This is a genomic window from Pacificispira sp. HM-600, assembly GCF_977993705.1.
Window position 1 is genome coordinate 219,467 of the sequence record NZ_OZ388079.1, and the last position, 25,833, is coordinate 245,299.

The following is a 25,833-nucleotide window of genomic DNA, read 5'->3' on the forward strand; positions in this document are numbered from 1 at the left end:
TAGGTCAGTATCGACGAAGCAGGTCGGTGAGCACGCGCTGACCGAACTCGAGCGATTCGATCGGGACGCGTTCGTCGATGCCGTGGAACATACCCGTGAAATCGAGATCGGCGGGGAGGCGCAACGGCGCGAAGCCGAAGCCCGCGATCCCGAGAGCCGCCAGCGCCTTGTTATCGGTGCCGCCTCCCATCAGGTAGGGGATGACGGGCACACCCGGATCGTGCTGCCCGAGCACCGCGACCATCTCGTCGACCAGCGCACCGGCGAAGGGCACTTCGAGGCCGATGTCGGCGTGCACGATCTCGATCTCGACGTCGTCACCGATGATGCGACGGATGTCCGCTAGCGCCGCTTCCTCGGTGCCCGGCAGAACCCGCACGTCGATCATGGCTTCGGCGTGATCGGGGATCACGTTGTGCTTGTAGCCGGCGGTGAGCCCCGTGGGGTTGGTGGTCGTGCGGAAGGTCGACCTCAAGAATCCTTCGGCTGGCCCCGCGTGCGCCGCGAGCGCGTCCGGGTCGCTCGTGTCGGTTCCGGTGAGGGCTGCGAGGCCCTCGAGCAGCTGCGTCGTCGTCGCCGTGAGGCGCACGGGCCATTGCGTGCGTCCGAGGGCAGCGACGGCCTCGGACAGGCGCGTGACGGCGTTGTCGGGGTGCAGACGCGAACCATGACCGGCACGCCCCCGGGCGATCAGGCGGAGCCAGATCAGGGCTTTCTCGCCGACCTGCAGCAGATACGCCCGGCGGTCATCGACCGAGATGGAGTAACCGCCGACCTCGCTGATCGCCTCGGTCGCGCCCGCGAACCACTCGGGACGCTGGGCGACGACGAGCTGGGAGCCCTCGACACCGCCGTTCTCTTCATCGGCGAAGAAGGTGACGATTACGTCCCGCTCCGGTTGTTCCCCCGCGCGCACGAGGTCGGCGATCGAGGTCAAGATCATGGCATCCATGTCCTTCATATCGACCGCCCCCCTGCCCCAGAGCATCCCGTCGCGCACCTCACCCGCGAAGGGATCGACGCTCCATCCCTCGGGTGGAGCGGGCACGACATCGAGGTGCCCGTGCAAGATCAAGGCGGGCTTCGACGCGTCTCGGCCGGGGATCCGCGCGTGGACGTTGGTGCGTTTCGGGATGGGCTCGAAAAAGTCGACCGCCAGCCCGAGGGCTTCCAGATACGCGCCGACATACTCCGCGGCCTCGCGCTCCCCGTTCGCCTTACCACCACCCCAGTTCGAGGTGTCGAAGCGGATGAGATCGCGCGCGATCTGGGCGACTTCGGGCAAATCCTGCCCGGACGGGGATGGCGAAGAGGACGCATCGGCTCCGGGCATGCCGACCACGCTACCCGGGTCGGGGTGGCCGGCCGAGTCGTGATAGTCTCGATCCTCGGTTGCGCAAGCAACATATCGATGCGCGGGTGGCGGAATAGGTAGACGCGCTAGCTTGAGGTGCTAGTGCCCTTTAACGGGCGTGGGGGTTCAAGTCCCCCCTCGCGCACAGCGGTAAAGAAGGCCCCGGATCTGGGATTTCAGATCCGGGGCCTTCTTCGTTGAGCTCCCGCTCGCGGAGCGCGGTACCACCCCAGTCACCTAAAATCGAGAGCATCGTGACATCTGACGAAGAGACCGTACCTGCCGACCATCGCCCGGCCGACCCCCGCGTGGTCGACGAGGCGAAGCGTCGACGGACGATCGCGATCATTTCGCACCCGGATGCGGGAAAGTCGACTCTGACGGAGTCGCTGCTACTGAACGCCCACGCCGTCTCTGAGGCGGGGGCGGTACATGGCAAGTCGACGCGACGCTCGACGGTCTCCGACTGGATGGAGATGGAAAAGGCTCGCGGGATCTCGATCAGCTCCGCCGCGATCCAGTTCATCGTCGACGACGTCGTCGTGACCGTCGTGGACACACCGGGGCACGCGGACTTCTCGGAGGACACGTACCGCGTGCTCTCCGCCGTCGACACGGCCGTGATGCTGATCGACGCGTCGAAGGGTATGGAGGCCCAGACCCTCCGACTGTTCGAGGTGTGCCGAAACCGCGGCATCCCGATCATCGTCATGATCAACAAATGGGATCGCCCCGGACGCGATCCCCTCGACCTGCTCGACGAACTGCAGCGCGTCACGTCACGTCAGCCGATGCCGCTCAACTGGCCGGTCGGCGAGGCGGGGCGGTTCCTCGGGCTACGAGATGTGACGTCCGGCGAACTTCTCACGTTCGAGCACGTCGACGGCAACGCACACCTTCCGCGGATCGAGCTTCATCCCGCGTCGGACGCGGCCGGGATGCTCGGGGATGACTGGCAGACCGCCGTCGAAGAAGCTCAGTTGGTCGAACTCGACGGCGGAGAGTTCCGCGCCGAAGCCTTCGCAGATCTGACCGGCATGCCCGTGTTCTTCGGTGCCGCCGTCCGCAACGTCGGCGTCGAGCAGTTGCTGCGTTTCGTCTGCCGCGCCGCGCCCTCGGCAACGCCGCGGGTCAACGTGAACGGGATGCCCCGTCCCGTCGACGCGCCTTTCTCTGCACAGATCTTCAAGGTTCAGGCCAACATGGACCCGGCGCACCGAGATCGGGTCGCGTTCATGCGCATCTGCTCGGGCATCTTCACGCGAGGGATGTCCGTGGTGCACGCGCAGACGGGACGCCCGTTCGCGACGAAGTACGCCCTGCAGATGTTCGGCCGCGAACGCGACACCGTCGACACCGCGTGGCCCGGTGACATTGTCGGGCTCGTCAATGCCACGCACCTGCGCCCCGGCGACACGCTCTACTCCGAGGACCGGGTCGAGTTCGAGGGCATCCCCTCGTTTACCCCCGAGCTGTTCGCGCTGGCTTCGCCGGTCGATGTCAGCACCGCCAAGAAGTTCCGCAAGGGCATCACGGCGCTCACCGAAGAGGGCGTCGTTCAACTTCTGGATTCCGAGAAGCGCGGGCCCCAAAACCCCGTGCTGGGCGCGGTCGGCGCGATGCAGTTCGAGGTACTTTCGGGGCGGATGGCATCGGAGTTCGGTGTCGCGATTCGACTGACCGACCTGCCCTACACCGTCGCCCGGCTCGTCGACGCCGACACGGCGGCCGCCCTGGCGTCCCGGCGCGACTGCGAGATCGTGATGCGGAAGTCGCAGCGGCTCGCTCTGTTCCGCACCGAGTGGCAGTTGCGCTCGCTCGAGAAAGACATTCCGGGGCTCGCGCTCGATGCGGACCGAGTCGTCGTCGGGCGATAGTCAGCCCATCGATACACCGAAGGCCAGACCCAGCACGTAGGTCACCGCGGCAGCGCCGAAACCGATCGCGAGCTGACGCAGCGCGCGTCGGAGCGGCGGACCGCCCGAGAGCAGGCCCACCATCGCTCCGGTCGCGAGCAGCGCGACACCCACGAGGGCCAGCGCCAGCACGACCGCGGCGACACCCGAGAGCCCGAAGATCCACGGCAGCACGGGGATAATCGCGCCCGAGGCGAAGAACAGAAAACTCGAGCCCGCCGCGGCCCACGCACCGCCCACCACGTCGTGCTCCCCCGCGGCCTCCCGAGACACCGTGAAGGGTACTGAGCGGTCGGCCGCGCGCGCAGTCTCGACCGTCAGGCGCGCACGCTCGAGGGCCTCGCCGACCGCCATTCCGCGCGTGCGGTATACGAGCGCAAGCTCGTTGGCGTCGAGGTCGAGGTCAGGCAGAACATGATCCGCATATCCATTGGGTTCGGTCGCCGCGAGGAGTTCACGTTGCGATCGGACGGATACGAACTCCCCGGCTCCCATCGACAGTGCGCCGGCAAGCAGTCCCGCGATGCCACTGAAGAGCACGAACTGTGGATCTACACCCGTCGCCCCGATACCCAAGACCAGGGCGAGGTTGCTGACCAGGCCGTCGTTTGCACCGAACACCGCGGCGCGGAACGTTCCGGACAATCGTCGCCGGCCCCGAGCCGCGAGTCCTCGCACGACCTCGTGGTGGATCTTCTCGTCGGCGCGCATCGCAGGCGTCGCGGCCGCATCGCTGTCGTACGGCGACCGGCCCTCCGCGTTCTGCGCGAGGGCGAGCACGAAGATTGACCCGAAGCGCCGGGCCATCCACCCGAGTACACGCGTTTCGAGGTCGGCCTTCGGCAGGCGGGCGGGTTCACCGCCGAGCAATTCGAGCCAATGCGCTTCGTGCCGCCCTTCCGCCTCCGCGAGCTCGAGAAGGATGTCGCGCTCTTCGCCCTCGCGTCGCGCTGCAAGGTGCCGGTAGACGCTCGCTTCCGCACGTTCGTTGACGAGGTACCGGATCCATCGCCGTCTGTCGGCGGCGGTGGGTATCGGCGCGAGCGCGCTCATATGGCCTCCAGGGCGACGGGAAGGTGGAGTAGACGGGGTGGTGGACCCGATCAACGCTATCCACAGCTCTCTGCCCGCAGCCGTCGTTTGCCGCTATTGCCAGCATTTCGGGCCTCCGAAGCGCACCCGGCCAGGCGATCCGCGCTCAGGAGTGGACGCGCCGGCGCAGCACTTCGATGCGCGCCTGCAGCTGTGCCACCGTTGCATGCGAGACGGCGGGGCCACCACAGATGCGGCGCAGTTCGGCGTGCACGAGGCCGTGCGGTTCGCCGGCCTGGCGGGCATACAGGCCGACCAGGCTGTTCAGCAGCTGGCGCTGCTCCCGCAGTGTGCGATGCAGAGCGGGCGGCGGAGCATCCACGGCGCGTTCGTCGCCCGACGCTGCCTCGGCGGCCTCGCGGACGCTCCGGTGTTTGCCCTGCCGAGCTTGGCGTTGCATGAGCAACTCGTGCACGTGCTCCGGTTCGAGTAGGCCAGGCAGCCCCAGAAACTCCTCTTCTTCGGGAGTTCCCGGCACGGCGAGCTGACCGAACTCGCGGCCGTCGAACATGACGCGATCGAAGTGCGCGAACGATCCGAGAGCCTGGTACGTGAACTCCTGTGTCAGAGCATCGGAGGCGGATTCTTCGCGCTCGCCGGCATCCATCGCGTCTTCGTCGAGGGCCCACTCGTCTTCAGCATCGCTGTCGCGGTCGAGCGCGTGGTCGCGCTCGCGCTCCAGCTCGCCAGCTAGCGCGATGAGCTGCGGCACATTAGGGAGAAAGATGCTGGCCGTCTCGCCACGTCGCCGGGCTCGCACGAAGCGTCCGATCGCCTGCGCGAAGAACAGGGGCGTGGACGCGGATGTCGCGTAGACACCCACGGCGAGGCGCGGCACATCCACGCCCTCCGACACCATACGTACGGCCACGAGCCAGCGCGACGTCGAGTTCGCGTACTGCTCGATACGGGCAGATGCCTCGGCCTCGTCCGACAGCACGACGGTCGGCGTCTCGCCGCTGATGGATTCCAGAATCGCTGCATAGGCGCGCGCCGCGGTCTGGTCGGTCGCAATCACCAACCCCCCGGCATCCGGGATCTGCTCGCGCACCTCGGTCAGGCGCCGGTCGGCCGAACGCAGGACGGCCGGAATCCAGTCGCCGTTGGGGTCAAGCGCCATCCGCCATGCTTGAGCGGTGATGTCCTTCGTGTTGTCCTGCCCGAGGTACGCCTCCATCTCGTCACCCGCCCGCGTACGCCAGCGCATCTTGCCTGCGTAGACGAGGAACATGACCGGCCGGACCACGCCGTCTTCGAGCGCGCGGCGGTACCCGTAGTTGTAGTCGGTCCGCGAGAGACGAATACCCTTCTCGTTCGGCGCATATTCCACGAACGGAATGGGGGCGGTGTCGCTTCTAAAGGGCGTACCCGACAGCAGTAGTCGGCGGGTCGCGCGGCCGTAGGCCTCGCGAAGCGCATCACCCCAGCTCAGCGCGTCACCTCCGTGGTGTACCTCGTCGAGAATGACGAGCGTCCGCGCGGCCATGATGAGGCGTTCGTGGACGGATGCCTTGACCGCGACCTGCGCGTAGGTCACAGCGACGCCGTGGTACTGCCGCGACGGCATGGCGTGCCGGTTGCTGAAGTTCGGGTCGAGCCGCAGCGAGACGCGGGCCGCAGCATCCGCCCATTGCGTCTTCAGATGCTCGGTCGGGGCGACGACGACGATGCGGTTGATGACCCGCCGACGGAGCAACTCGGTGGCGAGACGGAGGGCGAACGTCGTCTTGCCGGCTCCCGGGGTTGCCGCCGCGAGGAAGTCGCGTGGCCCCTTTCCGATGCCTTCGGGGCCGTCGAGCGCGAAGTAGATGTCGAGTGCCTCGGCCTGCCACGCACGCAGGGCCTGCGCCGTACCCCAGGGCGCGCGTTGCGGGTACGCGGGCGACAGGTGCTCGGCCGCGAAGCTGCCGACGTGCGCACCGGGTTGCTCCTCGATCACCCTGCACACCCCTCCCGCGCCGGCATCCGCTCGCCCGAACGCACGACTGACCACGATAGACGAACCCGCCGACATCCGGCCCCGATCCGCCACCTCGACACCCCCGCGATGTCAGCCCCGCGCGGTATCGTCGAAAACGGTCGACAAGCGAGGAGGTCCGATGCCCGAGCATGAGCCCGCAAACTCTCCCCACCCGGATACTGCGGATCAGCCCACGCATCCGTGGCGCCGATTCGTTGCTATCGGCGATTCGTTCACCGAAGGTGTCGGCGACCCGGAGCCACGACTGGATGGCGGCTACCGTGGGTGGGCGGACCGCGTCGCCGAAGTGATGGGTTCCCAGGTGCCCGATTTCGCGTACGCCAACCTCGCGGTGCGCGGACGGCTGATCGCGCCGATCATCGCCGAGCAGATCGAACCCGCCCTCGCCCTCAAGCCCGACCTGGTCACGTTGTGCGCCGGCGGAAACGACATCATCCGTCCGGGCGCCGATCCCGACGCTGTCGCCGCCCAGTTCGAAGATGCCGTCGCACGGCTCTCGCAGAGCGGTGCGACGATCGTCATCTTCACGGGAATCGACGTGGGCTGGCAGCCCGTCTTCCGCGCGATGCGCGGGAAGATCGCGATCTACAACGAGAATCTGCGCGCAATCGCCGACCGTTACGACTGCGTGGTCGCCGACCAGTGGGGGTTGAAAGAGATCCAGGATGCTCGCTTCTTCGACGCCGACCGTCTCCACCTGAACCCCCTCGGGCATCACGAGGTGGCTCGCATGGTGCTTCGGACGCTCAACGTCCCGAACGACCTCGTGCCCATGCAACCTGACCCGCTACCCGCCACGACGTGGCAAACAGCGCGTGCCGGGGACTTCGTCTGGGCACGCTCGCACCTCGTCCCCTGGGTGCTGCGGCGCCTGCGGCACCAGTCCTCGGGCGATCACGTCACGGCGAAGCGCCCCGAACCGCTTCCGATGGATATCCTCGCGCCGGGCCAGGATCCCGACGCCGTGCCAAGAAAGACCCTCTAGCCAGCGCGGACTCGGGAAGAGGTCTACACGCGGATGCGCAGAGCCCAGAGGGCGACCGCGCTCGCGGCGGCGACGTTCAATGAATCGACGCCCCCGGTCATCGGAATCGTCACGGTCGAGTCGGCAGCGGCGATCGCCTGGCGCGAGAGGCCGTCGCCCTCAGCTCCCAGCACAATTGCCACCCGCTCGGGAGGGTTCTCGACGAAGTCATCGAGCGAGACGGCATCCTTGGCCAGGGCGAGTGCCGTGATGTGGAACCCGGCCTCGTGGAGGAGCTCGGCGCCCTCGCGCCAGGCGGGCAAGCGTGTCCACGGAACCTGGAAGACCGTCCCCATGCTGACCCGGATGCTCCGCCGGTACAGCGGGTCGGCACACCGCGGCGACACCAGCACGGCGTCTGCGCCCATTCCCGCGGCCGCGCGGAACACGGCCCCGACGTTGGTGTGATCCACAAGGTCTTCCAGCACGACCACCCTGCGCGCGTGCGCCAGGAGTTCGAGTACGGGTGGATTCTCCGGGCGATGCATCGATGCGAGCAGTCCGCGGTGCACGGCGTAGCCGGTGACCGACTCCGCTACGTCCGCGTCGACGACATAGACGGGCGTGTCCGTGGCTCGAGCGGTTTCGAGCAGCCCCTGTACGTCCGCGACCCACTTGTCCTGCGTCAGAACCGATCGCGGGCTGTGCCCGGCGGCGAGAGCCCGCGAGAGTACCTTCGCCGATTCGGCGAGATACAGCCCACCCTGGGGCTCGAGTACTCGTCGTAGCGCGACATCGGTGAGGTCCCGGTAGTCCGCGAGACGCGGGTCCGAGGCATCCGTCACCCGCTCGATTGGCACGCTCCCAACCTACAGACCGCGAGGACTCCGTCCCGCTCTCGGACCGTCAACGCGATAGCCCGGCGATATGATGGCTTCATCATGTCGCTATCATCCGAGCAGCGTCCTCTCTACGAGGTGAAGGCCGGCCTGTTCAAAGGCCTCTCGCACCCACTGCGGATTCGGATCCTGGAGCTCCTCGCCGACGGCGGTGAACACACCGTCGCGTACCTTCAGGCGAGCACAGACCTCGAGGCATCCCACCTGTCACAGCACCTGTCGGTCCTGCGCCGCCACCGCCTGGTGACGTCGGAACGCCGCGGCAGCAATGTCTACTACCGTCTCGCGGGGTGCGAGGTCGCCGAACTGCTGGCCGTCGCTCGACGACTCTTGACGGTGCTGGTCGCCGAGGATGGCGCCCGTGCGAACGATGTCGCGAGTATGCCGTCCTTCGGCTTGACCCCGCCCGCCGCATCCTCGTGACCCGCCCGATGCGCACCATCCGCGCCCTCTTGCCCGCTCGAGGCGACTACCGGGGACTGCGCACCAGCTGGCGGCGCGACCTGCTCGCTGGCGTCACCGTGGGCGTTGTCGCGCTCCCCCTGGCGCTGGGTTTCGGAATCTCATCGGGAGCGGGGGCAGCAGCGGGGCTCATCACGGCGATCGTGGCGGGCGTGATCGCTGCTGTGTTCGGAGGATCGAACGTGCAGGTGTCCGGTCCAACCGGCGCAATGGTTGTCGTCCTGGCCCCGATCGTCGCCACCCACGGCATGGGCGCCGTCGCGATCGTGAGTCTGTTGGCGGGCGTGGTCGTCTTGATTGCGGGCGCTGCGCGTCTCGGTCGCGCCGTCTCGTTCATCCCGTGGCCCGTCATTGAGGGCTTCACGCTCGGTATCGCCATCATCATCTTCTTGCAGCAGGTGCCCGCTTTGACGGGACCGGCGACTCATGGCGGATCGCACACAAACGTCGTGCTCGCGGCTTTCGACGCCCTTGCCTCGGCCGATCTCGGCTACCTGCTCTGGGCGCTGGGCGCGGTCGTCATCGTCGCGGCGTGCATGCTGCTTCTCCCCCGACTGCATCCGGCTATTCCCGGATCGCTCGTGGGCGTGATCGTCGTAACGCTCCTCACGCTCGTCGCGGCCAACCCGCTCGCCGTGATCGGAGCGCTCCCCGCGTCCCTGCCCGCTCCGACCGTGCCCATCCTCAATCCCGGAGTCTTCTCCAGCCTTCTGCTGCCCGCGTTGACCGTTGCCGCACTCGCCGCGATCGAGTCCCTCCTGTCCGCCCGTGTTGCCGCCTCGCTCGCCGACACCGGGCCCTACGAGCCAGACCGCGAACTCGTCGGACAGGGCCTCGCCTCGATCGGATCGGGACTGTTCGGCGGAATGCCCGCGACCGGTGCCATCGCGCGCACGGCCGTCAACGTTCGAGCCGGGGCGCGCACACGACTCGCGGCCATCACGCATGCCCTCGTGCTGCTGCTCGTCGTCGTCGCGGTCGCCGGCCCGGTCGGAGCGATTCCGCTCGCTGCGCTCTCGGGTGTGTTGATGATCACGGCGATCCGGATGGTTCACCTCGCGACCGCGCGTTCGATCCTGCGCTCCACGCGTGCGGATGCGGTTGCTTTCATCGTGACGGCGATTGTCACGGTTTCGGTCGATCTGATCGTTGCGGTCGTGATCGGCATGGTCGTCGCCGCCGTCTTCGCCCTCCGGGGGCTGGCGCGTGCCACCGGTGTGCACCGCGAGCCGATTCTCTCCGCCCCCGTGCCGGGCGACGAGCGCATCGCCGTCATCCGTCTCGACGGCCCGCTCTTCTTCGCGGCCGCGGATCGCATCCTGGCGGAGGTGACATCACTCGACGGTGTCTCGGTCGTGGTGTTGCGGATGTCTCAACTCGAACTCGTCGACGCGACCGGAGCCCACGTGCTCGGCGAGATCGTGCAACAGCTCGAGCGCCGCGGCGTGACGGTGCTGATCAAGGGTGTGCGCGAAGGGCATGTCGAGCTGTTCCGCACGGTCGGTGTTCTGGGATCGCTCCGCCACCAGAATCACCTGTTCGTCGACTTGCCTGCCGCGATCGAGCACGCGCGCAGCCACGTCCTCCGCGAGTCCTGACCGAGCGCGCACGTCAGTAGGCTGGACGGATGCCGCGGGCGCCAGCAGCGCGTGCGGCTCCGATCGCCCACGACCCACGGGAGTAGCGCTGTGCCTGGAGAGAACCTCACCCGCATCGAGGCGCAAGAGCGCCGCGCCGTCGTAGAGACGCACGAGTACGAAGTCACCCTCGACCTCACGCGCGGCGCCGAGATCTTCGGCTCACGCACCGTTGTCCGTTTCACGGGCACGAAGGGCGCAGACACCTTCATCGACCTGATCGCGCGCGACGTCCGCGAGGTCACCCTCAACGGCCGCTCTATCGACCCGGCCACGGCCTACGCCGACTCGCGCATCGCCCTGACCGGTCTCGAGCGCGATAACGAACTCGTGATCGACGCGGACTGCATGTACACGAACACGGGCGAGGGCCTGCACCGCTTCGTCGACCCCGTCGACGGCGAGGTGTACCTCTACTCGCAGTTCGAGGTGCCCGACTCTCGCCGTATGTACGCGGTGTTCGAGCAGCCCGACCTCAAGGCCACGTTCCAGTTCACGGTCACCGCGCCCAAGCAGTGGGCCGTCGTCTCGAACTCCCCCACCCCCGAGCCCGCCCTTCGACAGGCTCAGGGCCCGGCTGGTGAGGACACCGCGACCTGGACGTTCGAGCCCACCCCGCGCATCTCTTCGTACATCACGGCGCTCATCGCCGGCCCCTACGAGTCGACGTTCTCGGAGCTGACGAACGCCTCGGGTCGCGTCATTCCCCTCGGCATCTACGCCCGCAAGAGCCTGTGGCAGCACCTCGACACCGACTACGTGTTCGAGAAGACGCGCCAGGGATTCGCGTACTACGAGGAGAAGTTCGACTTCCCCTACCCCTTCGCCAAGTACGACCAGCTCTTCGTGCCCGAGTTCAACGCCGGGGCGATGGAGAACGCGGGCGCGGTGACGTTCACCGAGACGTACGTGTTCCGCAGCAAGGTGACGGATGCGGTCAAGGAGCGCCGCGTCGTCACGATCCTGCACGAGCTCGCCCACATGTGGTTCGGCGACCTCGTCACGATGAAGTGGTGGAACGACCTCTGGCTGAACGAGTCGTTCGCCGAGTGGGCGTCGACGATCGCCACCGCCGAGGCGACCGAGTGGACCGAGGCCTGGACGACGTTCAACGCCATGGAGAAGACCTGGGCCTATCGCCAGGACCAGCTGCCCTCGACGCACCCCGTTGTCGCCGAGATCCGCGACCTCGACGACGTGCAGGTCAACTTCGACGGCATCACCTACGCCAAGGGCGGTTCGGTGCTCAAGCAGCTCGCCGCCTGGGTCGGCATCGAGAAGTTCTTCGCGGGCGTTGCCGCGTACTTCGACAAGCACCAGTGGGGCAACACCGAGGTCGGCGACCTGCTCGTCGAGCTCGAGAAGACGAGTGGCCGCGAGCTCGGCTCGTGGGCGAAGTTGTGGCTCGAGACATCCGGGGTCAACACGCTCATCCCCGTGATCGAAGAGGACGCGGACGGCACCATCACGCGATTCGCCATCGCGCAGACCGCCGCGGCCGACTACCCGACGATCCGCCCGCACCGGCTCGGCGTCGGCTTCTACGCGCTCGAGAACGGCGCGCTCACCCGCGTCCACAAGGTCGAGCTGGACGTCGACGGCGAGCTCACCGAGGTTCCCGAACTCGCGGGCATCGCGCGTCCCGACCTCGTGCTGCTGAACGACGAAGACCTGGCGTACGCCAAGATCCGTCTCGACGAGCGGTCGCTTGCCACCGCGATCGCACACCTGCGCGATATCTCAGATCCCCTCGCCCGCTCACTCGTCTGGGGCGCCGCGTGGGATCAGACGCGGGATGCCGAGGCCTCCGCGACCGACTACGTCGATCTGGTTCTGCTGAACATCGGCTCCGAGACCGAGTCGACGACGGTACGCACGACGCTCGCTCAGTTGCAGCTCGCCGCGAACTCGTACGTCGCGCCCGATAAGCGAAAGGCGACGCGCGAGCGCGTAGCCGACGGCCTCTGGGCCCTGGCCGCACAGGCCGAGCCCGGTACCGACAGCCAGTTGCAGTTCGTCACCGCCTTCGCCAGCGCCGCCTCGACAGCGACGCAGTGGGAACAGGTCCGTCGCCTGCGTGACGGCGAGACCGTGCTCGAGGGGCTCGAGATCGACACGGACCTGTCGTGGCAGCTGCTCATCTCTCTCGCCGCGGGTGGTTTCGCGACCGCCGCGCACATCGAGCAGGCGCTCGCTCAGGACAACACTTCCAAGGGTGGGGAACTCGCCGCGCAGGCGAAGGCCGCCCTGCCGAACGTCGAGGCCAAGCTCGCGGCGTGGGACTCGCTGATCGTGCGCTCGGACCAGCCGAACACGATCGTGCGTTCGACGGCGCTCGGGTTCACGCATCCGGCCGGCGTTGACCTGCTCGAGGAGTTCGTCACGCCCTACTTCGAGATGCTGCTGCCGATCTGGAAGGCACGCAGCTACCAGATCGCGCAGTACCTGATCACGGGTCTGTACCCCGCACCGCTCGCGAACGCCGCCCTGCGCGATGCGACCCTCGCGTGGCTCGAGGCGAACGCCGATGCCCCGGCCTCCCTACGTCGCCTGGTGAACGAGAACCTCGCCGGCGTCGAGCGCGCCATCGCGGTGCAAGAGCGCGACGCCGCCTGACCCGGCCTGCCTACTCTCACTTGGGGCGCTGGAATCCCCCTGGGGCGCGGAACCTCGCGCCCCAGGGGGATTCTGACGCCCCAGGTTGAGGCCAGGCGGTACCTAGGTACCACGCCAGAGCAACGGAAGAACCCTCCCCGGACGGACGCGCCGAGGGAGGGTTCTTCCGTAGCGTGAAGCACATGATCGTTGCAGAGAACCTCAGCAAAGACTTCGGGGCAAAGCACGCCGTCTCGGATGTCAGCTTCACCGTCCAACCCGGAAAAGTCACCGGATTCCTCGGCCCGAACGGCGCCGGAAAATCCACCACGATGCGCATGATCGTGGGACTCGACCGGCCGTCCCGTGGTCGCGTCACCGTGAACGGCCGCGCCTACACAGGCCTGCGTTCGCCGCTCACCGAAGTCGGCGTCCTCCTCGACGCGAAGGCCGTGCACACGGGCCGGAGCGCCAAGAACCACCTGCGCGCGATGGCGGCGACCCACGGCATCCCGCGTTCGCGCGTCGACGAGGTGATCGAGATCACCGGACTCACTTCGGTGGCCAAGAAGCGCGCCGGAGGCTTCTCGCTCGGCATGGGTCAGCGACTGGGAATCGCCGCGGCACTGCTCGGCAACCCGCACACCCTGATCCTCGACGAGCCGGTCAACGGCCTCGACCCCGAGGGGGTCATGTGGGTGCGCCGGTTCGTCCGCCACGCCGCATCCGAAGGACGCACCGTCCTGCTCTCGAGCCACCTGATGAGTGAAATGGCCGTAACCGCCGACCACATCATCGTGCTCGGCCGCGGCAAGGTGCTCGCGGACGCACCCGTCGCCGACCTGGTCTCGCAGTGGACCCAGCATTCGGTCCGTGTTCGCAGCCCGCACGCGACCGGCCTTGCCGAAGCGCTCTCCGCGGACGGCGTGACCATCACCACTTCCGAGCCCGGCCTGCTCGACATCGTCGGCGTCACCGCCGCGACCGTCGGCGACCTGGCGGCATCGCGCGGGTTCGCGCTGCACGAACTCACTCCCGCATCCGGAACGCTCGAGGACGCCTACCTGCGTCTGACCGGCGATTCCGTCGAATACAACACCAAGGACATCGCATGAGCACCCTCAACCTGACCGCGCCCACCGCGGCGCCCGCGACCCCCACCCCGGCGGATCCCGGCATCCACCTCAGTTTCGCTCGCCTGGTGCGATCGGAATGGATCAAGTTCACGACGGTCCGCTCGACCTGGTGGTCGATCGCCCTCGTGCTCGTCCTCTCGATCGGCCTCAGCCTGCTGATGGCGGCCTCGTTCGCAAGCTTCGCGGCCGAAGCCGCAGTGGACGGGATGCCTCAGGGCAACGCGATAGCCGTTCAGGTAATCGTGTTCAGCACGGTCTTGACGCAGCTGCTGGCCGTCATCCTCGGCGCCATCACGGTCACCGGCGAATACTCGACCGGGATGATTCGCTCGACCCTGACCGCGGCACCCGGACGCAGCGGCGCCGTCCTCGCCAAGGCACTGATCGTGGGCGTGACGATGTTCGTCACCAGCATCATCGCGTTCGCCATCATCGCGGTCGTCACAGCGCCGATCCTGTCGACGAACGCGCTCGACCTGAGCGAACTCGACACGTCGCTCATGCCGCTGCTCGGCGCCGCGTCGTACCTCACCCTCATGGCGATGATGGGTGTCGGAATCGGGTTCGTCATCCGCAACGGCCCCGGCGCCCTGGCCATCGGCATCGGACTCGTCTTCGTGGCGCCGCTGCTCGTCAGCTTCTTCCCCCGCGTCGACAACTTCGCCTGGATCCACGATCTGGCGAGCTACCTGCCCTCCAACGCCGGGCAGTCGCTCTTCCTCGGCGGCGGGATGTCCGGCGACTCGCTCGACACCATCCCCGCGGTCATCACGATGATCGCGTGGGCGGCAGCAGCTCTCATCGGCGGGATCGCGGTTCTGAAGACGCGCGACGCGTAGAGTCGATCGATGTCCGCAGCACGCGAACTCGTCCTCGGCCCGGGCACCCGCCCGGCCGAGGACGAGTTGCGTCTGCCGCGGCCACCCGGCGTCTTTCGGCGCTTTTGGGCGAGGCATCCGCTCTTTGCCGACATCCTGATCGCCATCCTGGCTTTCTTCCTGTCGGTGCCGACTCTCAGTATCCGTTCCGATCGCGCCGACCCACCGACCGGCGGTCTGCTCGCGCTCATGATCGGGCTGGCCATCCTAGGATGTGTCGCGTTGGTCTGGCGACGCCGCTGGCCCGTTGCGGTCTTCATCGTGACAATGGCCCCCGTGTTCTTGTTCGGACCCGACGAGATCAACACGATCAACGGACCGGCTACCGTCGTCGCCGTCTACTCGGTGGCTGTCTACCGGAGTTCACGCGCATCGTGGATCGCGCTCGGTTCAGCCGTTGTCGCCTTGGGCTTGAACATGCTCGTTCGCTCGATGATGGGTTTCGGCGATCTGACGCTCCTGCTCAATATCGCGATCAGCTTCGGGGTCAGCCTGCTGCTCGGCACATTGATCGGGGTCAACGTCGGCAATCGGAAACGCTATGTCGAGGCGATCATCGCGCGCTCGCGGCAGCTGCTCGTCGAACGCGACCAGCAGGCGCAACTCGCGGCGGCTGCGGAACGCGCGCGCATAGCTCGTGAGATGCACGACGTCGTCTCGCACTCGCTCACGGTCATCGTCGCGCTCTCGGAGGGTGCGAGCGTCACGGCCGACCCCGAACGCTCTCGCGAGGCATCACGAGCCGTCGCCGCGACCGCACGCGACGCCCTGACCGAGATGCGCATGATGCTCGGAGTTCTTCGCGAAGACCACCCCGACGCGGCGCCCCTCTCGCCCATGGAGGATGGCTCGCTCGACGATCTCGTCGACGCTGCTCGCTGGGCAGGCTTCCCGGTGTCGCTCTCGGTGACGGGCGTGCCCGAGGGTCCGCCCGCGATTCGTCAGGCGGTTCGTCGTATCGTTCAAGAGGGCCTCACCAATGCGATGCGCTACGCCCATGACCCCCGCTTCATCCAGGTAGACGTCGTCCACACCCCCGACCTCCTGACGCTGACCATCGACAATGACGGCTCGCGTCCCGACGAGCCGTCGGGCGGGGGTGGTCTGGGGCTCCTGGGCCTGCGCGAGCGCCTCGCCCATCTCGGCGGAGACCTCGAAGCGGGCATGATCTCTCCCAACCACTGGCGACTCCGCGCCCGAATCCCCCTGGAGCCACCGCATGAATGACCGCGCAGCCATCCGCATCCTGCTCGTCGACGATCAACAGCTCATTCGGATGGGCTTTCGCATGGTGCTCGAGGCCTCGCCGGAGTTCGTCGTGGTCGGTGAGGCCGCGAATGGCGCCGAGGCGATCGAGGCGGTGCGCGAGCTCGCGCCGGATGTCGTGCTGATGGATGTCCGGATGCCTCGGCTCGACGGCATCGCCGCGACAGAGCAGATCGTGCAGCAGCACCCCGATTCCCGCATCATCGTCCTCACGACCTTCGACCTCGACGAGTACGCGTTCGGAGCGCTCGCCGCGGGGGCGAGCGGCTTTCTGCTGAAGGACGTGCAGGCAGGCGAACTGACCGCGGCTATCCGGGCCGTGCATTCGGGAGATGCGACGCTGTCGCCACGCGTGACGCGACGGATGCTGGAACTTCTCGGCGGGCGTCTGCCGAATGCCGCCGGCGGGGGCACGGATCTCGCCGCGCTCGCGACGCTCACCGAGCGGGAACGCGACGTCTTCGCAGCGATCGGTCGGGGCCTGACCAATTCTGAGATCGCCGCCGCGCTGTTCGTGAGCGAATCCACCGTCAAGACCCACGTCGGACGGGTTCTGGCGAAGATGGGCGCGCGCGATCGGGTGCAGGCCGTGATCCTCGCCCACCGGTTGGGCGTCACAGGAACGGCATAGTGCCCGCCGGTAGAATCGGCGGAATGTTCGCCCTCTCGCCCGTCGACGACACCGTTACCAACCCGGAGTGGTGGGCGCAACTGCTCGAGCGGCTGAGCACCGCCGGCTTCCGCGTGCTCAACGCCGTCGCTATCATCGTCGGCGCACTTCTCCTGGCGTGGATTCTCCGCATCGTCATCCGCCGCGTCGTGACGCGCATCGTCAACGGGGCCAAAAGCAAGGCGAATGTCGACGATACCCAGGCTCTGGAACGCTCACCCTTGGCGGCAGTCCGCCTCGTTCAGCGCACCCGCACGCTCGGGTCGATCCTGCAGAACATCGTCAACGTTGCGGTGGGCGTCGTCGCCATCGTGTTGGTGATCAACGCACTCGCCCCGAACGCGCTCGGCTCGCTCGCCCTGCTCACTGCCGCGATCGGTGCAGGCCTCGGCTTCGGTGCACAGAACATCGTCAAGGACGTGCTGAACGGCATCTTCATCGTCGCCGAGGATCAGATCGGGATCGGCGATGTCGTCGATCTGGGGCTTGCAACCGGCATCGTCGAATACGTCAGCGTCCGTGTCACGCACGTCCGGGACGTCAATGGCACGCTCTGGTACGTCCGTAACGGCGAGATCACGCGCATCGGCAACATGTCGCAGGGATGGTCGCGGGTCATCATCGACCTGGCCGTTCCGGTCGATGCCGACATCGACGAGGTCGAGTCGGCCATGCTCGAGGCCGCCAAGGATCTCGCGAAGGAACCGAAGTGGCGCACCCGCATCATCGAGAAGCCCGAGGTGTGGGGTCTCGAGTCCGTCTCGGGTGACGCCCTCGTCATCCGGCTCGTCATGAAGACGCGCGCCAACGCAAAGGACGACGTGGCGCGCGAGCTGCGGATGCGCCTCAAGCGTGCGATAGACGCGATGGGTTTGACACTCCCCCAGCTGAACTCGATCGTGCTGACCGGGCTGGAGGGCGCGCAGCGCGTGCGAGGCGCGAACCCCCCGAAAACCCGGCCGACCCCGGTTGCGCCCGAGGCCGCGCCGTTGCCGGAGCGCCCGCTGTGGAAGGCGAAACGCACACGCAAAACGGCACCCCCAGCCGAGACGACACCCGATAGTTCGGCGGGCGCCAGCACCGCTGGCGATGGCACACCGCCGGACGACGACACAAACCCGAAGACAGGCGGCACGACATGACGGACAGCACGGACGCGTCGCCCCTGAGCTTTTACGACGAGGTCGGTGGCCATGAGACCTTCGTCCGCCTGGTCGACGGCTTCTACCGCGGTGTCGCAACCGACGAGGTCCTGAAGCCGATGTATCCGGAAGAAGACCTCGGTCCCGCGGCCGAGCGGCTGACCATGTTCCTCGAGCAGTACTGGGGCGGACCCACGACGTACAGCGAGCAACGTGGCCACCCACGCCTGCGCGCGCGCCACAACCCTTTCCACGTGAATCCCGATGCCCGCGACCGCTGGCTGCGTCACATGCGCGCCTCGCTCGACGAACTCGACCTGCCGCCGCTACACGAGGCCACGCTGTGGGACTATCTCGAACGCGCCGCGATGGCTATGGTCAACACATTCGAATCGTCGCCGATCGGTCCGCCGAGCGGCGGACGGACCGCGTTCACCGCGAGCGTGGCGGGCCCGTACCATCCACCCGTTCCGAAGACGCCCGCAGCAGACTGATTTCGACGCCACCTCACACGGATCCATCGACGAAGGAGTCGCCATGGCCGATACCTCCCACACGACCGATGTTCTCGTGATCGGCTGGGGTCTCGCCGGACTCGTCGCGGCAGCGCACGCACTGGACGCGGGCAAGAAGGTCACGATCATCGACCAGGAGCCCCGCAGCAACCTCGGCGGGCAGGCGTGGTGGTCGTTCGGCGGGCTGTTCTTGGTCGATTCGCCCGAGCAGCGGCGGATGGGCATCACGGACTCGCTCGCCCTCGCGCGACAGGACTGGTTCGGCACCGCCGGCTTCGACCGCGAGGAGGATGCCTGGCCCAGGCGTTGGGCCGAGGCTTACGTCGAGTTCGCGTCGGGCGAGAAGCGTGCCTGGCTCCGCGAACTGGGCATCGGCCTCTTTCCCGTCGTCGGCTGGGCGGAGCGCGGCGGGTACACAGCCATGGGTCCCGGCAACTCGGTGCCCCGTTTCCACATCGCCTGGGGCACCGGGCCCGCGCTGGTCGCGGCTTTCCAGGCGCGGGTCGAGCGCGGCGAAGCTGAGGGACGCGCGACGGTGCTCGCGCGTCACCGAGTCACCGCCCTGGTGACTCACGACGGCGGCATCGTCGGCGCGGCGGGCGAGATCCTCGCCCCCTCCGGAGCGCCGCGCGGCGAGGCGACATCCCGAGAGGTCGTCGGATCGTTCGACATCACGGCGGGTGCGACCGTCGTCGCCTCCGGCGGAATCGGCGGCAATCACGCGCTCGTGCGGAGCCGGTGGCCCGGGCGGCTCGGCACTCCCCCGAGACACATGCTCTCCGGAGTCCCGGCCTACGTCGACGGGGCCATGCTCGACGTAGCCGAGAGGGCAGGAGCACACCAGATCAACGGCGACCGGATGTGGCACTACGTCGAGGGGATCCAGAACCACGATCCCGTCTGGCCGAATCACGGCATCCGGATCCTCCCGGGACCGTCATCTGTGTGGCTCGATGCGACCGGTAAACGTCTTCCTGTGCCGCTGTTCCCCGGCTTCGACACCCTCGGGACGCTCGCTCACCTGCGCACGACCGGGCACGACCACTCGTGGTTCGTTCTTTCGCGGCGCATCATCGAGAAGGAGTTCGCCCTCTCGGGGAGTGAGCAGAATCCCGACCTGACCGGCAAAGACCTAGCCTCGACCTTTCATGGTCGTTGTGAGCGGGGTCGAATGAGCGTGGGTGCGCTCGCTTGAACCTGATTCTGTCGCCTGGGTACGACAATGAGTCGCGTGTCGCTGCGTGGGCGGGGTTCCGGTCCGGGGCGGTGCTGTCGTGGGTGGACTGAAGGCTGCCGGCGTCAGCCGGGCGCCCGCGCGTGAGCGCGCAGCCCGGTGATCGCCGCGAGGGCCGTGGCGACCCAGGTTGCCCGGTCGGAGAGGTGCAGGGTCGTGCGCCGGCCGTGCCGCGCGATCGCTGCCGGGATGGAGAACAGCCGCAGCCGTAACCGTTTCGGTTCCCACCGGCGGGCGGCATCGGTGGGGTGCGCGAGCATTCCCATCCAGGCCATCAGTTCGGACGCGAGGGCCACGAGGTGGCACCAAATGCGGTTCTGATCGAACGCTTTCAGGGGCAGGTTGCGCAGTCCGGTGTCTTTCGCGATACGGATGCGGTCCTCGCAGCGCGCCCGCCGACGGTGCCGCAGCTCGAGGGCGGCGAGTTGCCCGCGGGCCGTGTTCGTGGCGAACGCGGTCAGGCGGTAACCGTCGACGTCATCGAACCGCAGTTGCGCGCCGGGGTGTGGTCGTTCGCGGCGCACGATGACACGCATCCCTGGCGGCCATTTCGTGAGGTCGAGGATCCCGGTGAACTCGGCGACATCCGCACCCGGGCGGCCTTCTTCGGCCGCGTTGTAGGCCGGTGCCCACACCTTCTCGGGGATCTTCCGATACAGCTCCGGGGTGAACTGAGGGAGCGTGAACCCCACCGAATACGCCAACCGGCGCCCGCTGAGCCACTTCACGAACTCGTGCGTTCCACCGGCACCGTCGGCGCGGATCAGCACGCTCTTCCCCGGCCGGGCCGAACCTCCGGGCAACTGCGCGAGCGCTTGTTTCACGACGTCGATGTGGTCCGCGGCGGTGTTCGAGCCGGCGTTGCCCGGGCGGAGCTTGATCGCGAGCGCCTCACCCGCCCCGGGTTTCCCGTGGTCGAGAAACGCGCACAACGGATGAAAGCCGAAGCCGCGCTTGTATGTCGGTGCGGCGTGTTCTTTCTCGGAGTGCGCGGTGATCAACGTCGCATCCAGATCGATGATCAGCGGGTCCTTCACCGTCGCGGCGTGACCGGGCGCGTGCTCACCGGCCAGCGACCACGCCCGCTCCCGAGCAGTGGCTCTCGCGGTGTTGATCGCAGCGATCGCGCGGTCCGGGTCAGCAGCGAGGGCCGCGATCGTGCGGGACACCGTCGGGTCTGATGCGACCGGCCCGAACACCCCTGGCTCGCCGCGGAGCACCCCGATGTCAGCGAGAGCGTCACCACCCAACGTGAGCGCGATCGCAAGATCCACGACAACTTTCCCGGGATCATGGATCGCAAACGGCTTCCGCCACGGCCCGAGAGCCTCGGACAGCGCCCGGTCAAGACCAGTGGCGCGTGCGGTTTCGGTCAGCAGCACACCGCCCGCTTGACCGATCGCGGACACCCTCGCGGTGTCAACATTCACGCGGGGATACGCTCCGGTATTCTTCACCCTGAAGGTGCTCCTTCTTGCGGATCAATACGACTCTCGACAAGCCTTATTCTCCCAGGTCAGGAGCACTTTCCCTATCCAACACGCACGGTCGCCGGACCACAAGCGTGAAAGCCCGAGGCTAGGGCTCCTCGTTCGGTCACGACTGGCGAAGGGCCCGACCGACCCCGTGCAGGCTTTCATGGACCGTGGCGCGGACTTCGTTGTCGCAGACACACTGGACCGCCTCCTCACAGGAATGGCGGCTCTGCCGGGCGGCGACGCCCTCGACATCGAGCGCGCGCGGGGTGAACTCGAGGCGCGCGACCGAGAGATCGACAACGACTTCACGAAGGATGCGCAGATCGCGATGCTGCGGTCGGCTCGCGCCTATCGCGGCGACCGGTTGATCCGCACCGCTCCACCCCACCGCATCCTGGACTCGTCGGCGGGACCCTTGATCGCGGTCAAGCTGCACGTCGTAACGCGCAAGTCGCTCGGCGGGATCGAGACCGACCTGCAGTCACGTGCGCTGGGCATCGGGGGCACCCCCGTTCCCGGATTATTCGCCGCCGGCGAGGCGAGCGGCTTCGGCGGCGGCGGTGTACACGGCTACCGCGCACTCGAGGGAACGTTCCTCGGCGGATGCCTGTTCTCGGGACGCGCGGCGGGTCGTGCAGCCGCGGCCTCGGTCTGAAACGCGTCGACGTCAGATGGTGATCGCCGCGCCGCGCACTAAAACGTGGCCGCGGGCGAAGCTGAGTCGCGCCCACGCGCCGGACTTCAGAAGCTGCACCTGTTCGGATCCCACGATGAAGCCGAGCGCCACGGCGGCGAACCCGGCACCGAGGGACAGACCCGACCAAGACTCGACGGGCTCGCTCCAGACGGATGACCGCACGCGCTGAACCGCCTCCGCTCCGGCATCGGCCGGGACAATCTCTGCGACGCGCGCCATCCCCTCGTGCGCTCGGGCCGCGACATCCGCGCTATCGATCGTCCGTACCGGCACCCACCCGCCGCGGGGCGCAGAGACGCCCGCCCACGTCGCGCGCAGGGCGGTCGCAGGCAGCTCGGCTGCTTGCGTGTCGCTCGCGGAGGCCGCGACACCAGACGCTGCGACAACGAGATCGCAGACGAGTTCGGGATCGACGGGCAGGGCTCGCAGGGCGAGGATCGTCGGCGTGCGGTCGAGCAGTCCGCGCGGCACCAGGATCGGCGCCCAGGTGGCGAGCGTGCCGCGGGATGCTTCGAGACGCACCTCGGGGTCGTTCAAGCGCGAGGCACGGGACGTGAAGGTCAGGAAGTCGTCGCGCGCCTCGGAATCGGGGAATCTGAGGGTCTGCGGCATCCCCTCTAAGATATCAAGGTGGCGGCGCCCCGGTCAGATCCAGGCGGCGGCGTCCCGATGCCGCGGGAGAATATTCGTGACTGAGACAGCCGTTCCCACCCTCCGCTCCGACGATCCGGTGGACCGTTTTCTGAACGTGCTGTCGCTCCAGGGCGGCGAGGCACGGCCGACCGAGGACATCTTCGTCGGGCAGTCCGAACCGATGCCCGGCGGGCGTGTGTTCGGCGGGCAGGTGCTCGGACAGGCCGTGATCGCGGCGCAGCGCACGGTGCCCGAAGAACGTCTGGCGCACTCGCTGCACGGCTACTTTCTGCGGCCCGGCGATTCGCTGAAGCCGATCACGTTCTCCGTCGACCGCATCAACGACGCGCGCTCGTTCTCGGCCCGCCGCATCCAAGCCTTCCAAGAGGGCGAGCCGATCTTCTCGATGATCGCGTCTTTCCAAACGGCGGGCGCAGGGCTCGAGCACGCGACACCGATGCCGGACGGGATCCCTGATCCCGAGTCGCTCTCTGAGCTGCCCCGCGGCGCCGATCAGGTGCATCCGATGTCGAAGCGTCTGTTGACGGACCGACCTGTCGAGGTGCGGCATGTTCTGCCCGCGATCTACCTCCACCCCGATCCCGATGCTCGCCCCGAGAACGCGGCATGGGTGCGGACCAGGCGTCGACTGCCGGATGATCCGGCGCTGCATCGTGCGGCGCTCGCGTACATATCCGACCACACGATCCAAGAGTCGGTGATGCGGGCCCACGGGATCGCGTGGACCCGCCCCGGCATCAAGGTCGCCAGCCTGGACGCTGCGCTGTGGTGGCATCGGCCGGCCCGTGTCGATGAGTGGTTGCTGTACGTGCAGGAGTCGCCGAGCGCGAGCTCCGGACGCGGGCTGGCAACCGGCCGCATCTACACGCGCGACGGATTGCTCGTCGCAACGTCGGCGCAAGAGATCGTCATCCGGGTGCCCACCGACTCCTGAGGGTCGCTTCAACAGGCTCAGCGACCGGCCACACACTTCCTGAGCTTGTCGAAGAGAGCACCCAGGCCGGACGCGTCAGCCGCGGCGCGCATAGACGATCGGCTCGCCGAGAAGCGGCGTCCAGGCAACGCGCTGCTCGTCCGTGAGACGTTGCGGTCGACCGCTCTCGGCATTCACCATCACCAGCACCGCCGACGAGCGCGCATACAACTCTTGCGTCTCGTGCTTGTCAGAGTCGGCCCCGAGCGGACTATAGACCTCGTAGCAGATCTCGATGCTCGAGCCGCCGATGCGGCCGAACCACATCTGCACGTCCAACGGTCGCCGCTGGTACGGAACGGGGCGCAGGTACTCGATCTCCTGCCGCGCAATCAGAGAAAGCACGCCGTGCTCGATCCCGGAGTCGAGAACCGCGGTGGATGGCGCATCCTCAGCGTCTTCGCCCGTCGACCGCCAGAAGGCGCGAATGCGCGCTTCTTCGAGCAGCTTGAGCATCGACGTGTTGTTGACGTGGTTGAACGCGTCGAGGTCGCCCCAGCGGAGCGGCATCGGCACGTGCAGCCGCACGCCGCCGGTGCCGGCGCTCAGATCGTCAGTCACGCGTGAGCTTGCGATACGTCGAACTCGAACGGTTGAGCGCGTCGGGGCCAAGGCGCTCGATCTTGTTCTCCTCGTAGGCTTCGAAGTTGCCCTCGAACCAGTACCACTTGTCGGGATCCTCTTCGGTGCCTTCGTACGACAGGATGTGCGTCGCGATGCGGTCGAGGAACCACCGGTCGTGCGTGATGACCACGGCACATCCGGGGAATTCGAGGAGCGCGTTCTCGAGGCTGCCGAGCGTTTCGACGTCCAGGTCGTTCGTCGGTTCGTCGAGGAGCAGTAGGTTGCCGCCCTGCTTCAGCGTGAGTGCGAGGTTCAGACGGTTGCGCTCACCACCGGAGAGAACGCCGGCCTTCTTCTGCTGGTCGGGGCCCTTGAAGCCGAACTGCGAAACGTATGCGCGCGAGGGGATCTCGACCTTGCCGACCTGAATCCAGTCGAGGCCGTCGCTGACGACCTCCCAGAGCGACTTGTTCGGGTCGATGCCACCACGCGTCTGGTCGACGTAGGAGATCTCGACGGTCTCACCGACCTTGAGTTCTCCGCCGTCGAGGGGCTCGAGGCCCACGATGGTCTTGAACAGCGTCGTCTTTCCGACACCGTTGGGGCCGATGATGCCGACGATGCCGTTGCGCGGCAGCGAGAAGCTCAGGCCATCGATCAGGCTGCGGCCATCGAAGCCCTTCTGAAGCTTCTTCGCCTCAAGCACGATCTGTCCCAGGCGCGGCCCCGGGGGGATGACGATCTCATCGAAGTCCAACTTGCGGGTGCGGTCCGCCTCGGCCGCCATCTCTTCGTAGCGGGCGAGACGCGACTTCGACTTGGTCTGGCGACCCTTGGCGTTGCTGCGAACCCATTCGAGTTCGCTGGCGAGACGCTTCGCGAGCTTGGCGTCTTTCTTACCCTGCACCTGCAGACGTTCCTGCTTCTTCTCGAGGTAGGTCGAGTAGTTGCCCTCGTAGGGGTACAGGCGTCCGCGGTCGACCTCACAGATCCATTCCGCGACATGATCGAGGAAGTACCGGTCGTGTGTGACGGCGAGAACGGCGCCGGGGTACTTGGCCAGGTGCTGTTCGAGCCACTGGACGCTTTCGGCGTCGAGGTGGTTCGTGGGTTCGTCGAGCAGCAGCAGGTCGGGCTTCTGGAGGAGCAGCTTGCAGAGCGCAACACGGCGCTTCTCTCCACCGGAGAGGTTGGAGACGATGGCCTCGGACGGGGGTGTGCGTAGGGCATCCATCGCCTGCTCGAGTTGGGAGTCGAGATCCCACGCGTCGGCGGCGTCGATGGCCTCCTGCAGCGTGCCCATCTCGGCGAGAAGCGCGTCGAAGTCAGCGTCGGGATCGGCCATCAGGCCCGAGATCTCGTTGAAGCGGTCAAGCTGAGCCTTGATGGGCCCGACGCCTTGCTCCACGTTCTCGAGGACGGTCTTGTCTTCGTCGAGCACAGGCTCCTGCATCAGGATGCCGACGCTGTAGCCCGCCGACAGCCGGGCCTCGCCGTTGGAGGGGATGTCGAGCCCGGCCATGATCTTGAGGATCGTGGACTTACCGGCGCCGTTCGGGCCCACCACGCCGATCTTCGCGCCGGGGAGGAACGCCATCGTGACGTCGTCGAGGATTACCTTGTCGCCGACCGCTTTGCGGGCGCGCACCATCTGGTAGATATATTCAGCCATGTCGCGTCCAGTCTACGGGCGGCACACCATCGGCTGAGCTTCGCCGGCCTCCTG

At 67.4% G+C, this 25,833-nt stretch carries 22 protein-coding genes and 1 tRNA gene; 15 read left to right on the top strand and 8 right to left on the bottom strand.

Annotated features, from left to right (window positions below; genetic code table 11):
* Positions 1-4: 4 nt before the first annotated feature.
* Positions 5-1,333, bottom strand: a complete 1,329-nt coding sequence (locus ACXZ1E_RS01020; RefSeq protein WP_458041630.1) for a M20/M25/M40 family metallo-hydrolase — start codon at positions 1,331-1,333, stop codon at positions 5-7.
* An 80-nt stretch (positions 1,334-1,413) separates the two neighbouring features.
* Here ACXZ1E_RS01020 and ACXZ1E_RS01025 point away from each other — a divergent pair.
* Together ACXZ1E_RS01025 and ACXZ1E_RS01030 are read left to right on the top strand one after the other, a co-directional pair.
* Positions 1,414-1,499: transfer RNA gene (locus tag ACXZ1E_RS01025), tRNA-Leu, on the top strand.
* A gap of 109 nt (positions 1,500-1,608) precedes the next feature.
* Positions 1,609-3,231, top strand: a complete 1,623-nt coding sequence (locus ACXZ1E_RS01030) for a peptide chain release factor 3 (RefSeq protein ID WP_458041631.1) — start codon at positions 1,609-1,611, stop codon at positions 3,229-3,231.
* Here ACXZ1E_RS01030 and ACXZ1E_RS01035 read toward each other — a convergent pair whose 3' ends face one another.
* Both ACXZ1E_RS01035 and ACXZ1E_RS01040 read right to left on the bottom strand, forming a co-directional pair.
* Positions 3,232-4,323, bottom strand: coding sequence for a VIT1/CCC1 transporter family protein (locus tag ACXZ1E_RS01035; RefSeq protein ID WP_458041632.1), 1,092 nt, complete (start codon positions 4,321-4,323; stop codon positions 3,232-3,234).
* A 145-nt stretch (positions 4,324-4,468) separates the two neighbouring features.
* A complete protein-coding gene (locus ACXZ1E_RS01040) occupies positions 4,469-6,301 on the bottom strand; it encodes a DEAD/DEAH box helicase (RefSeq protein ID WP_458041633.1) in 1,833 nt (610 codons plus the stop codon).
* 160 nt (positions 6,302-6,461) lie between these two features.
* Between ACXZ1E_RS01040 and ACXZ1E_RS01045 the strand changes: the two genes are divergently transcribed.
* The gene (locus tag ACXZ1E_RS01045; protein ID WP_458041634.1) at positions 6,462-7,328 is read left to right on the top strand and encodes an SGNH/GDSL hydrolase family protein; all 867 of its coding nucleotides are present in this window, start codon (positions 6,462-6,464) and stop codon (positions 7,326-7,328) included.
* A gap of 23 nt (positions 7,329-7,351) precedes the next feature.
* On the opposite strand, the gene ACXZ1E_RS01050 is transcribed toward ACXZ1E_RS01045, so the two are convergent.
* On the bottom strand, positions 7,352-8,167 hold the full coding sequence (locus ACXZ1E_RS01050; RefSeq protein ID WP_458041635.1) for a TrmH family RNA methyltransferase: 816 nt from the start codon (positions 8,165-8,167) through the stop codon (positions 7,352-7,354).
* Between the two features lie 81 nt (positions 8,168-8,248).
* On the opposite strand from ACXZ1E_RS01050, the gene ACXZ1E_RS01055 reads away from it, so the two are divergent.
* The 10 genes from ACXZ1E_RS01055 (at position 8,249) to ACXZ1E_RS01100 (ending at position 19,702) form a co-directional block, all read left to right on the top strand.
* The gene (locus ACXZ1E_RS01055) at positions 8,249-8,629 is read left to right on the top strand and encodes an ArsR/SmtB family transcription factor (RefSeq protein ID WP_458041636.1); all 381 of its coding nucleotides are present in this window, start codon (positions 8,249-8,251) and stop codon (positions 8,627-8,629) included.
* Between the two features lie 8 nt (positions 8,630-8,637).
* On the top strand, positions 8,638-10,266 hold the full coding sequence (locus ACXZ1E_RS01060) for a SulP family inorganic anion transporter (RefSeq protein ID WP_458041637.1): 1,629 nt from the start codon (positions 8,638-8,640) through the stop codon (positions 10,264-10,266).
* A 90-nt stretch (positions 10,267-10,356) separates the two neighbouring features.
* Complete coding sequence (gene pepN / locus ACXZ1E_RS01065; protein ID WP_458041638.1) at positions 10,357-12,921, top strand: aminopeptidase N; 2,565 nt, start codon at positions 10,357-10,359, stop codon at positions 12,919-12,921.
* A gap of 182 nt (positions 12,922-13,103) precedes the next feature.
* Positions 13,104-14,015 carry an ATP-binding cassette domain-containing protein gene (locus ACXZ1E_RS01070; protein ID WP_458041639.1) on the top strand — a complete coding sequence of 304 codons (912 nt, stop codon included), beginning with the start codon at positions 13,104-13,106 and terminating at the stop codon, positions 14,013-14,015.
* Complete coding sequence (locus ACXZ1E_RS01075; RefSeq protein ID WP_458041640.1) at positions 14,012-14,875, top strand: ABC transporter permease; 864 nt, start codon at positions 14,012-14,014, stop codon at positions 14,873-14,875. Before ACXZ1E_RS01070 ends, ACXZ1E_RS01075 begins: the two co-directional genes overlap by 4 nt.
* Before the next feature lie 9 nt (positions 14,876-14,884).
* Positions 14,885-16,141, top strand: coding sequence for a sensor histidine kinase (locus ACXZ1E_RS01080; RefSeq protein ID WP_458041641.1), 1,257 nt, complete (start codon positions 14,885-14,887; stop codon positions 16,139-16,141).
* Positions 16,134-16,811 (top strand): response regulator, encoded by a 678-nt coding sequence (locus tag ACXZ1E_RS01085; protein WP_458041642.1) that lies wholly within the window; start codon positions 16,134-16,136, stop codon positions 16,809-16,811. The genes ACXZ1E_RS01080 and ACXZ1E_RS01085 overlap by 8 nt, the downstream gene beginning before the upstream one ends.
* 23 nt (positions 16,812-16,834) lie before the next feature.
* The gene (locus tag ACXZ1E_RS01090) at positions 16,835-17,992 is read left to right on the top strand and encodes a mechanosensitive ion channel domain-containing protein (protein WP_458041643.1); all 1,158 of its coding nucleotides are present in this window, start codon (positions 16,835-16,837) and stop codon (positions 17,990-17,992) included.
* A complete protein-coding gene (locus ACXZ1E_RS01095; protein ID WP_458041644.1) occupies positions 17,989-18,486 on the top strand; it encodes a globin in 498 nt (165 codons plus the stop codon). The genes ACXZ1E_RS01090 and ACXZ1E_RS01095 overlap by 4 nt, the downstream gene beginning before the upstream one ends.
* A 43-nt stretch (positions 18,487-18,529) precedes the next feature.
* Entirely contained in the window at positions 18,530-19,702 is a 1,173-nt protein-coding gene (locus tag ACXZ1E_RS01100) for an FAD-binding dehydrogenase (RefSeq protein WP_458352014.1), read from the top strand.
* Positions 19,703-19,806: 104 nt separating this feature from the next.
* Here the strand turns inward: ACXZ1E_RS01100 and ACXZ1E_RS01105 are convergent, their stop codons facing one another.
* On the bottom strand, positions 19,807-21,198 hold the full coding sequence (locus ACXZ1E_RS01105) for an IS1380 family transposase (protein ID WP_458041077.1): 1,392 nt from the start codon (positions 21,196-21,198) through the stop codon (positions 19,807-19,809).
* A gap of 181 nt (positions 21,199-21,379) precedes the next feature.
* Here ACXZ1E_RS01105 and ACXZ1E_RS01110 point away from each other — a divergent pair, with 181 nt between their 5' ends.
* Positions 21,380-21,874: an FAD-binding protein gene (locus ACXZ1E_RS01110; RefSeq protein WP_458352015.1), complete on the top strand. Its 495-nt coding sequence runs from the start codon at positions 21,380-21,382 to the stop codon at positions 21,872-21,874.
* Positions 21,875-21,886: 12 nt separating this feature from the next.
* Here ACXZ1E_RS01110 and ACXZ1E_RS01115 read toward each other — a convergent pair whose 3' ends face one another.
* Entirely contained in the window at positions 21,887-22,528 is a 642-nt protein-coding gene (locus ACXZ1E_RS01115; protein ID WP_458041645.1) for a hypothetical protein, read from the bottom strand.
* Positions 22,529-22,604: 76 nt separating this feature from the next.
* On the opposite strand from ACXZ1E_RS01115, the gene ACXZ1E_RS01120 reads away from it, so the two are divergent.
* The gene (locus ACXZ1E_RS01120) at positions 22,605-23,504 is read left to right on the top strand and encodes an acyl-CoA thioesterase (protein WP_458041646.1); all 900 of its coding nucleotides are present in this window, start codon (positions 22,605-22,607) and stop codon (positions 23,502-23,504) included.
* A gap of 75 nt (positions 23,505-23,579) precedes the next feature.
* On the opposite strand, the gene ACXZ1E_RS01125 is transcribed toward ACXZ1E_RS01120, so the two are convergent.
* Both ACXZ1E_RS01125 and ettA read right to left on the bottom strand, forming a co-directional pair.
* A complete protein-coding gene (locus ACXZ1E_RS01125) occupies positions 23,580-24,104 on the bottom strand; it encodes an acyl-CoA thioesterase (RefSeq protein ID WP_458352016.1) in 525 nt (174 codons plus the stop codon).
* Complete coding sequence (ettA, locus tag ACXZ1E_RS01130; RefSeq protein WP_458041647.1) at positions 24,097-25,779, bottom strand: energy-dependent translational throttle protein EttA; 1,683 nt, start codon at positions 25,777-25,779, stop codon at positions 24,097-24,099. The genes ACXZ1E_RS01125 and ettA overlap by 8 nt, the downstream gene beginning before the upstream one ends.
* Between the last annotated feature and the right edge of the window lie 54 nt (positions 25,780-25,833).

Coding starts and splice junctions, on each gene's coding strand:
- ACXZ1E_RS01095 (WP_458041644.1), top strand. CDS start 17,989: ATGACGGACAGCACGGACGCGTCGCCCCTGAGCTTTTACGACGAGGTC.
- ACXZ1E_RS01090 (WP_458041643.1), top strand. CDS start 16,835: ATGTTCGCCCTCTCGCCCGTCGACGACACCGTTACCAACCCGGAGTGG.
- ACXZ1E_RS01045 (WP_458041634.1), top strand. CDS start 6,462: ATGCCCGAGCATGAGCCCGCAAACTCTCCCCACCCGGATACTGCGGAT.
- ACXZ1E_RS01100 (WP_458352014.1), top strand. CDS start 18,530: ATGGCCGATACCTCCCACACGACCGATGTTCTCGTGATCGGCTGGGGT.
- ACXZ1E_RS01110 (WP_458352015.1), top strand. CDS start 21,380: ATGGACCGTGGCGCGGACTTCGTTGTCGCAGACACACTGGACCGCCTC.
- ettA (WP_458041647.1), bottom strand. CDS start 25,779: ATGGCTGAATATATCTACCAGATGGTGCGCGCCCGCAAAGCGGTCGGC.
- ACXZ1E_RS01115 (WP_458041645.1), bottom strand. CDS start 22,528: ATGCCGCAGACCCTCAGATTCCCCGATTCCGAGGCGCGCGACGACTTC.
- ACXZ1E_RS01020 (WP_458041630.1), bottom strand. CDS start 1,333: ATGCCCGGAGCCGATGCGTCCTCTTCGCCATCCCCGTCCGGGCAGGAT.
- ACXZ1E_RS01075 (WP_458041640.1), top strand. CDS start 14,012: ATGAGCACCCTCAACCTGACCGCGCCCACCGCGGCGCCCGCGACCCCC.
- ACXZ1E_RS01060 (WP_458041637.1), top strand. CDS start 8,638: ATGCGCACCATCCGCGCCCTCTTGCCCGCTCGAGGCGACTACCGGGGA.
- ACXZ1E_RS01085 (WP_458041642.1), top strand. CDS start 16,134: ATGAATGACCGCGCAGCCATCCGCATCCTGCTCGTCGACGATCAACAG.
- ACXZ1E_RS01080 (WP_458041641.1), top strand. CDS start 14,885: ATGTCCGCAGCACGCGAACTCGTCCTCGGCCCGGGCACCCGCCCGGCC.
- ACXZ1E_RS01055 (WP_458041636.1), top strand. CDS start 8,249: ATGTCGCTATCATCCGAGCAGCGTCCTCTCTACGAGGTGAAGGCCGGC.
- ACXZ1E_RS01070 (WP_458041639.1), top strand. CDS start 13,104: ATGATCGTTGCAGAGAACCTCAGCAAAGACTTCGGGGCAAAGCACGCC.
- ACXZ1E_RS01035 (WP_458041632.1), bottom strand. CDS start 4,323: ATGAGCGCGCTCGCGCCGATACCCACCGCCGCCGACAGACGGCGATGG.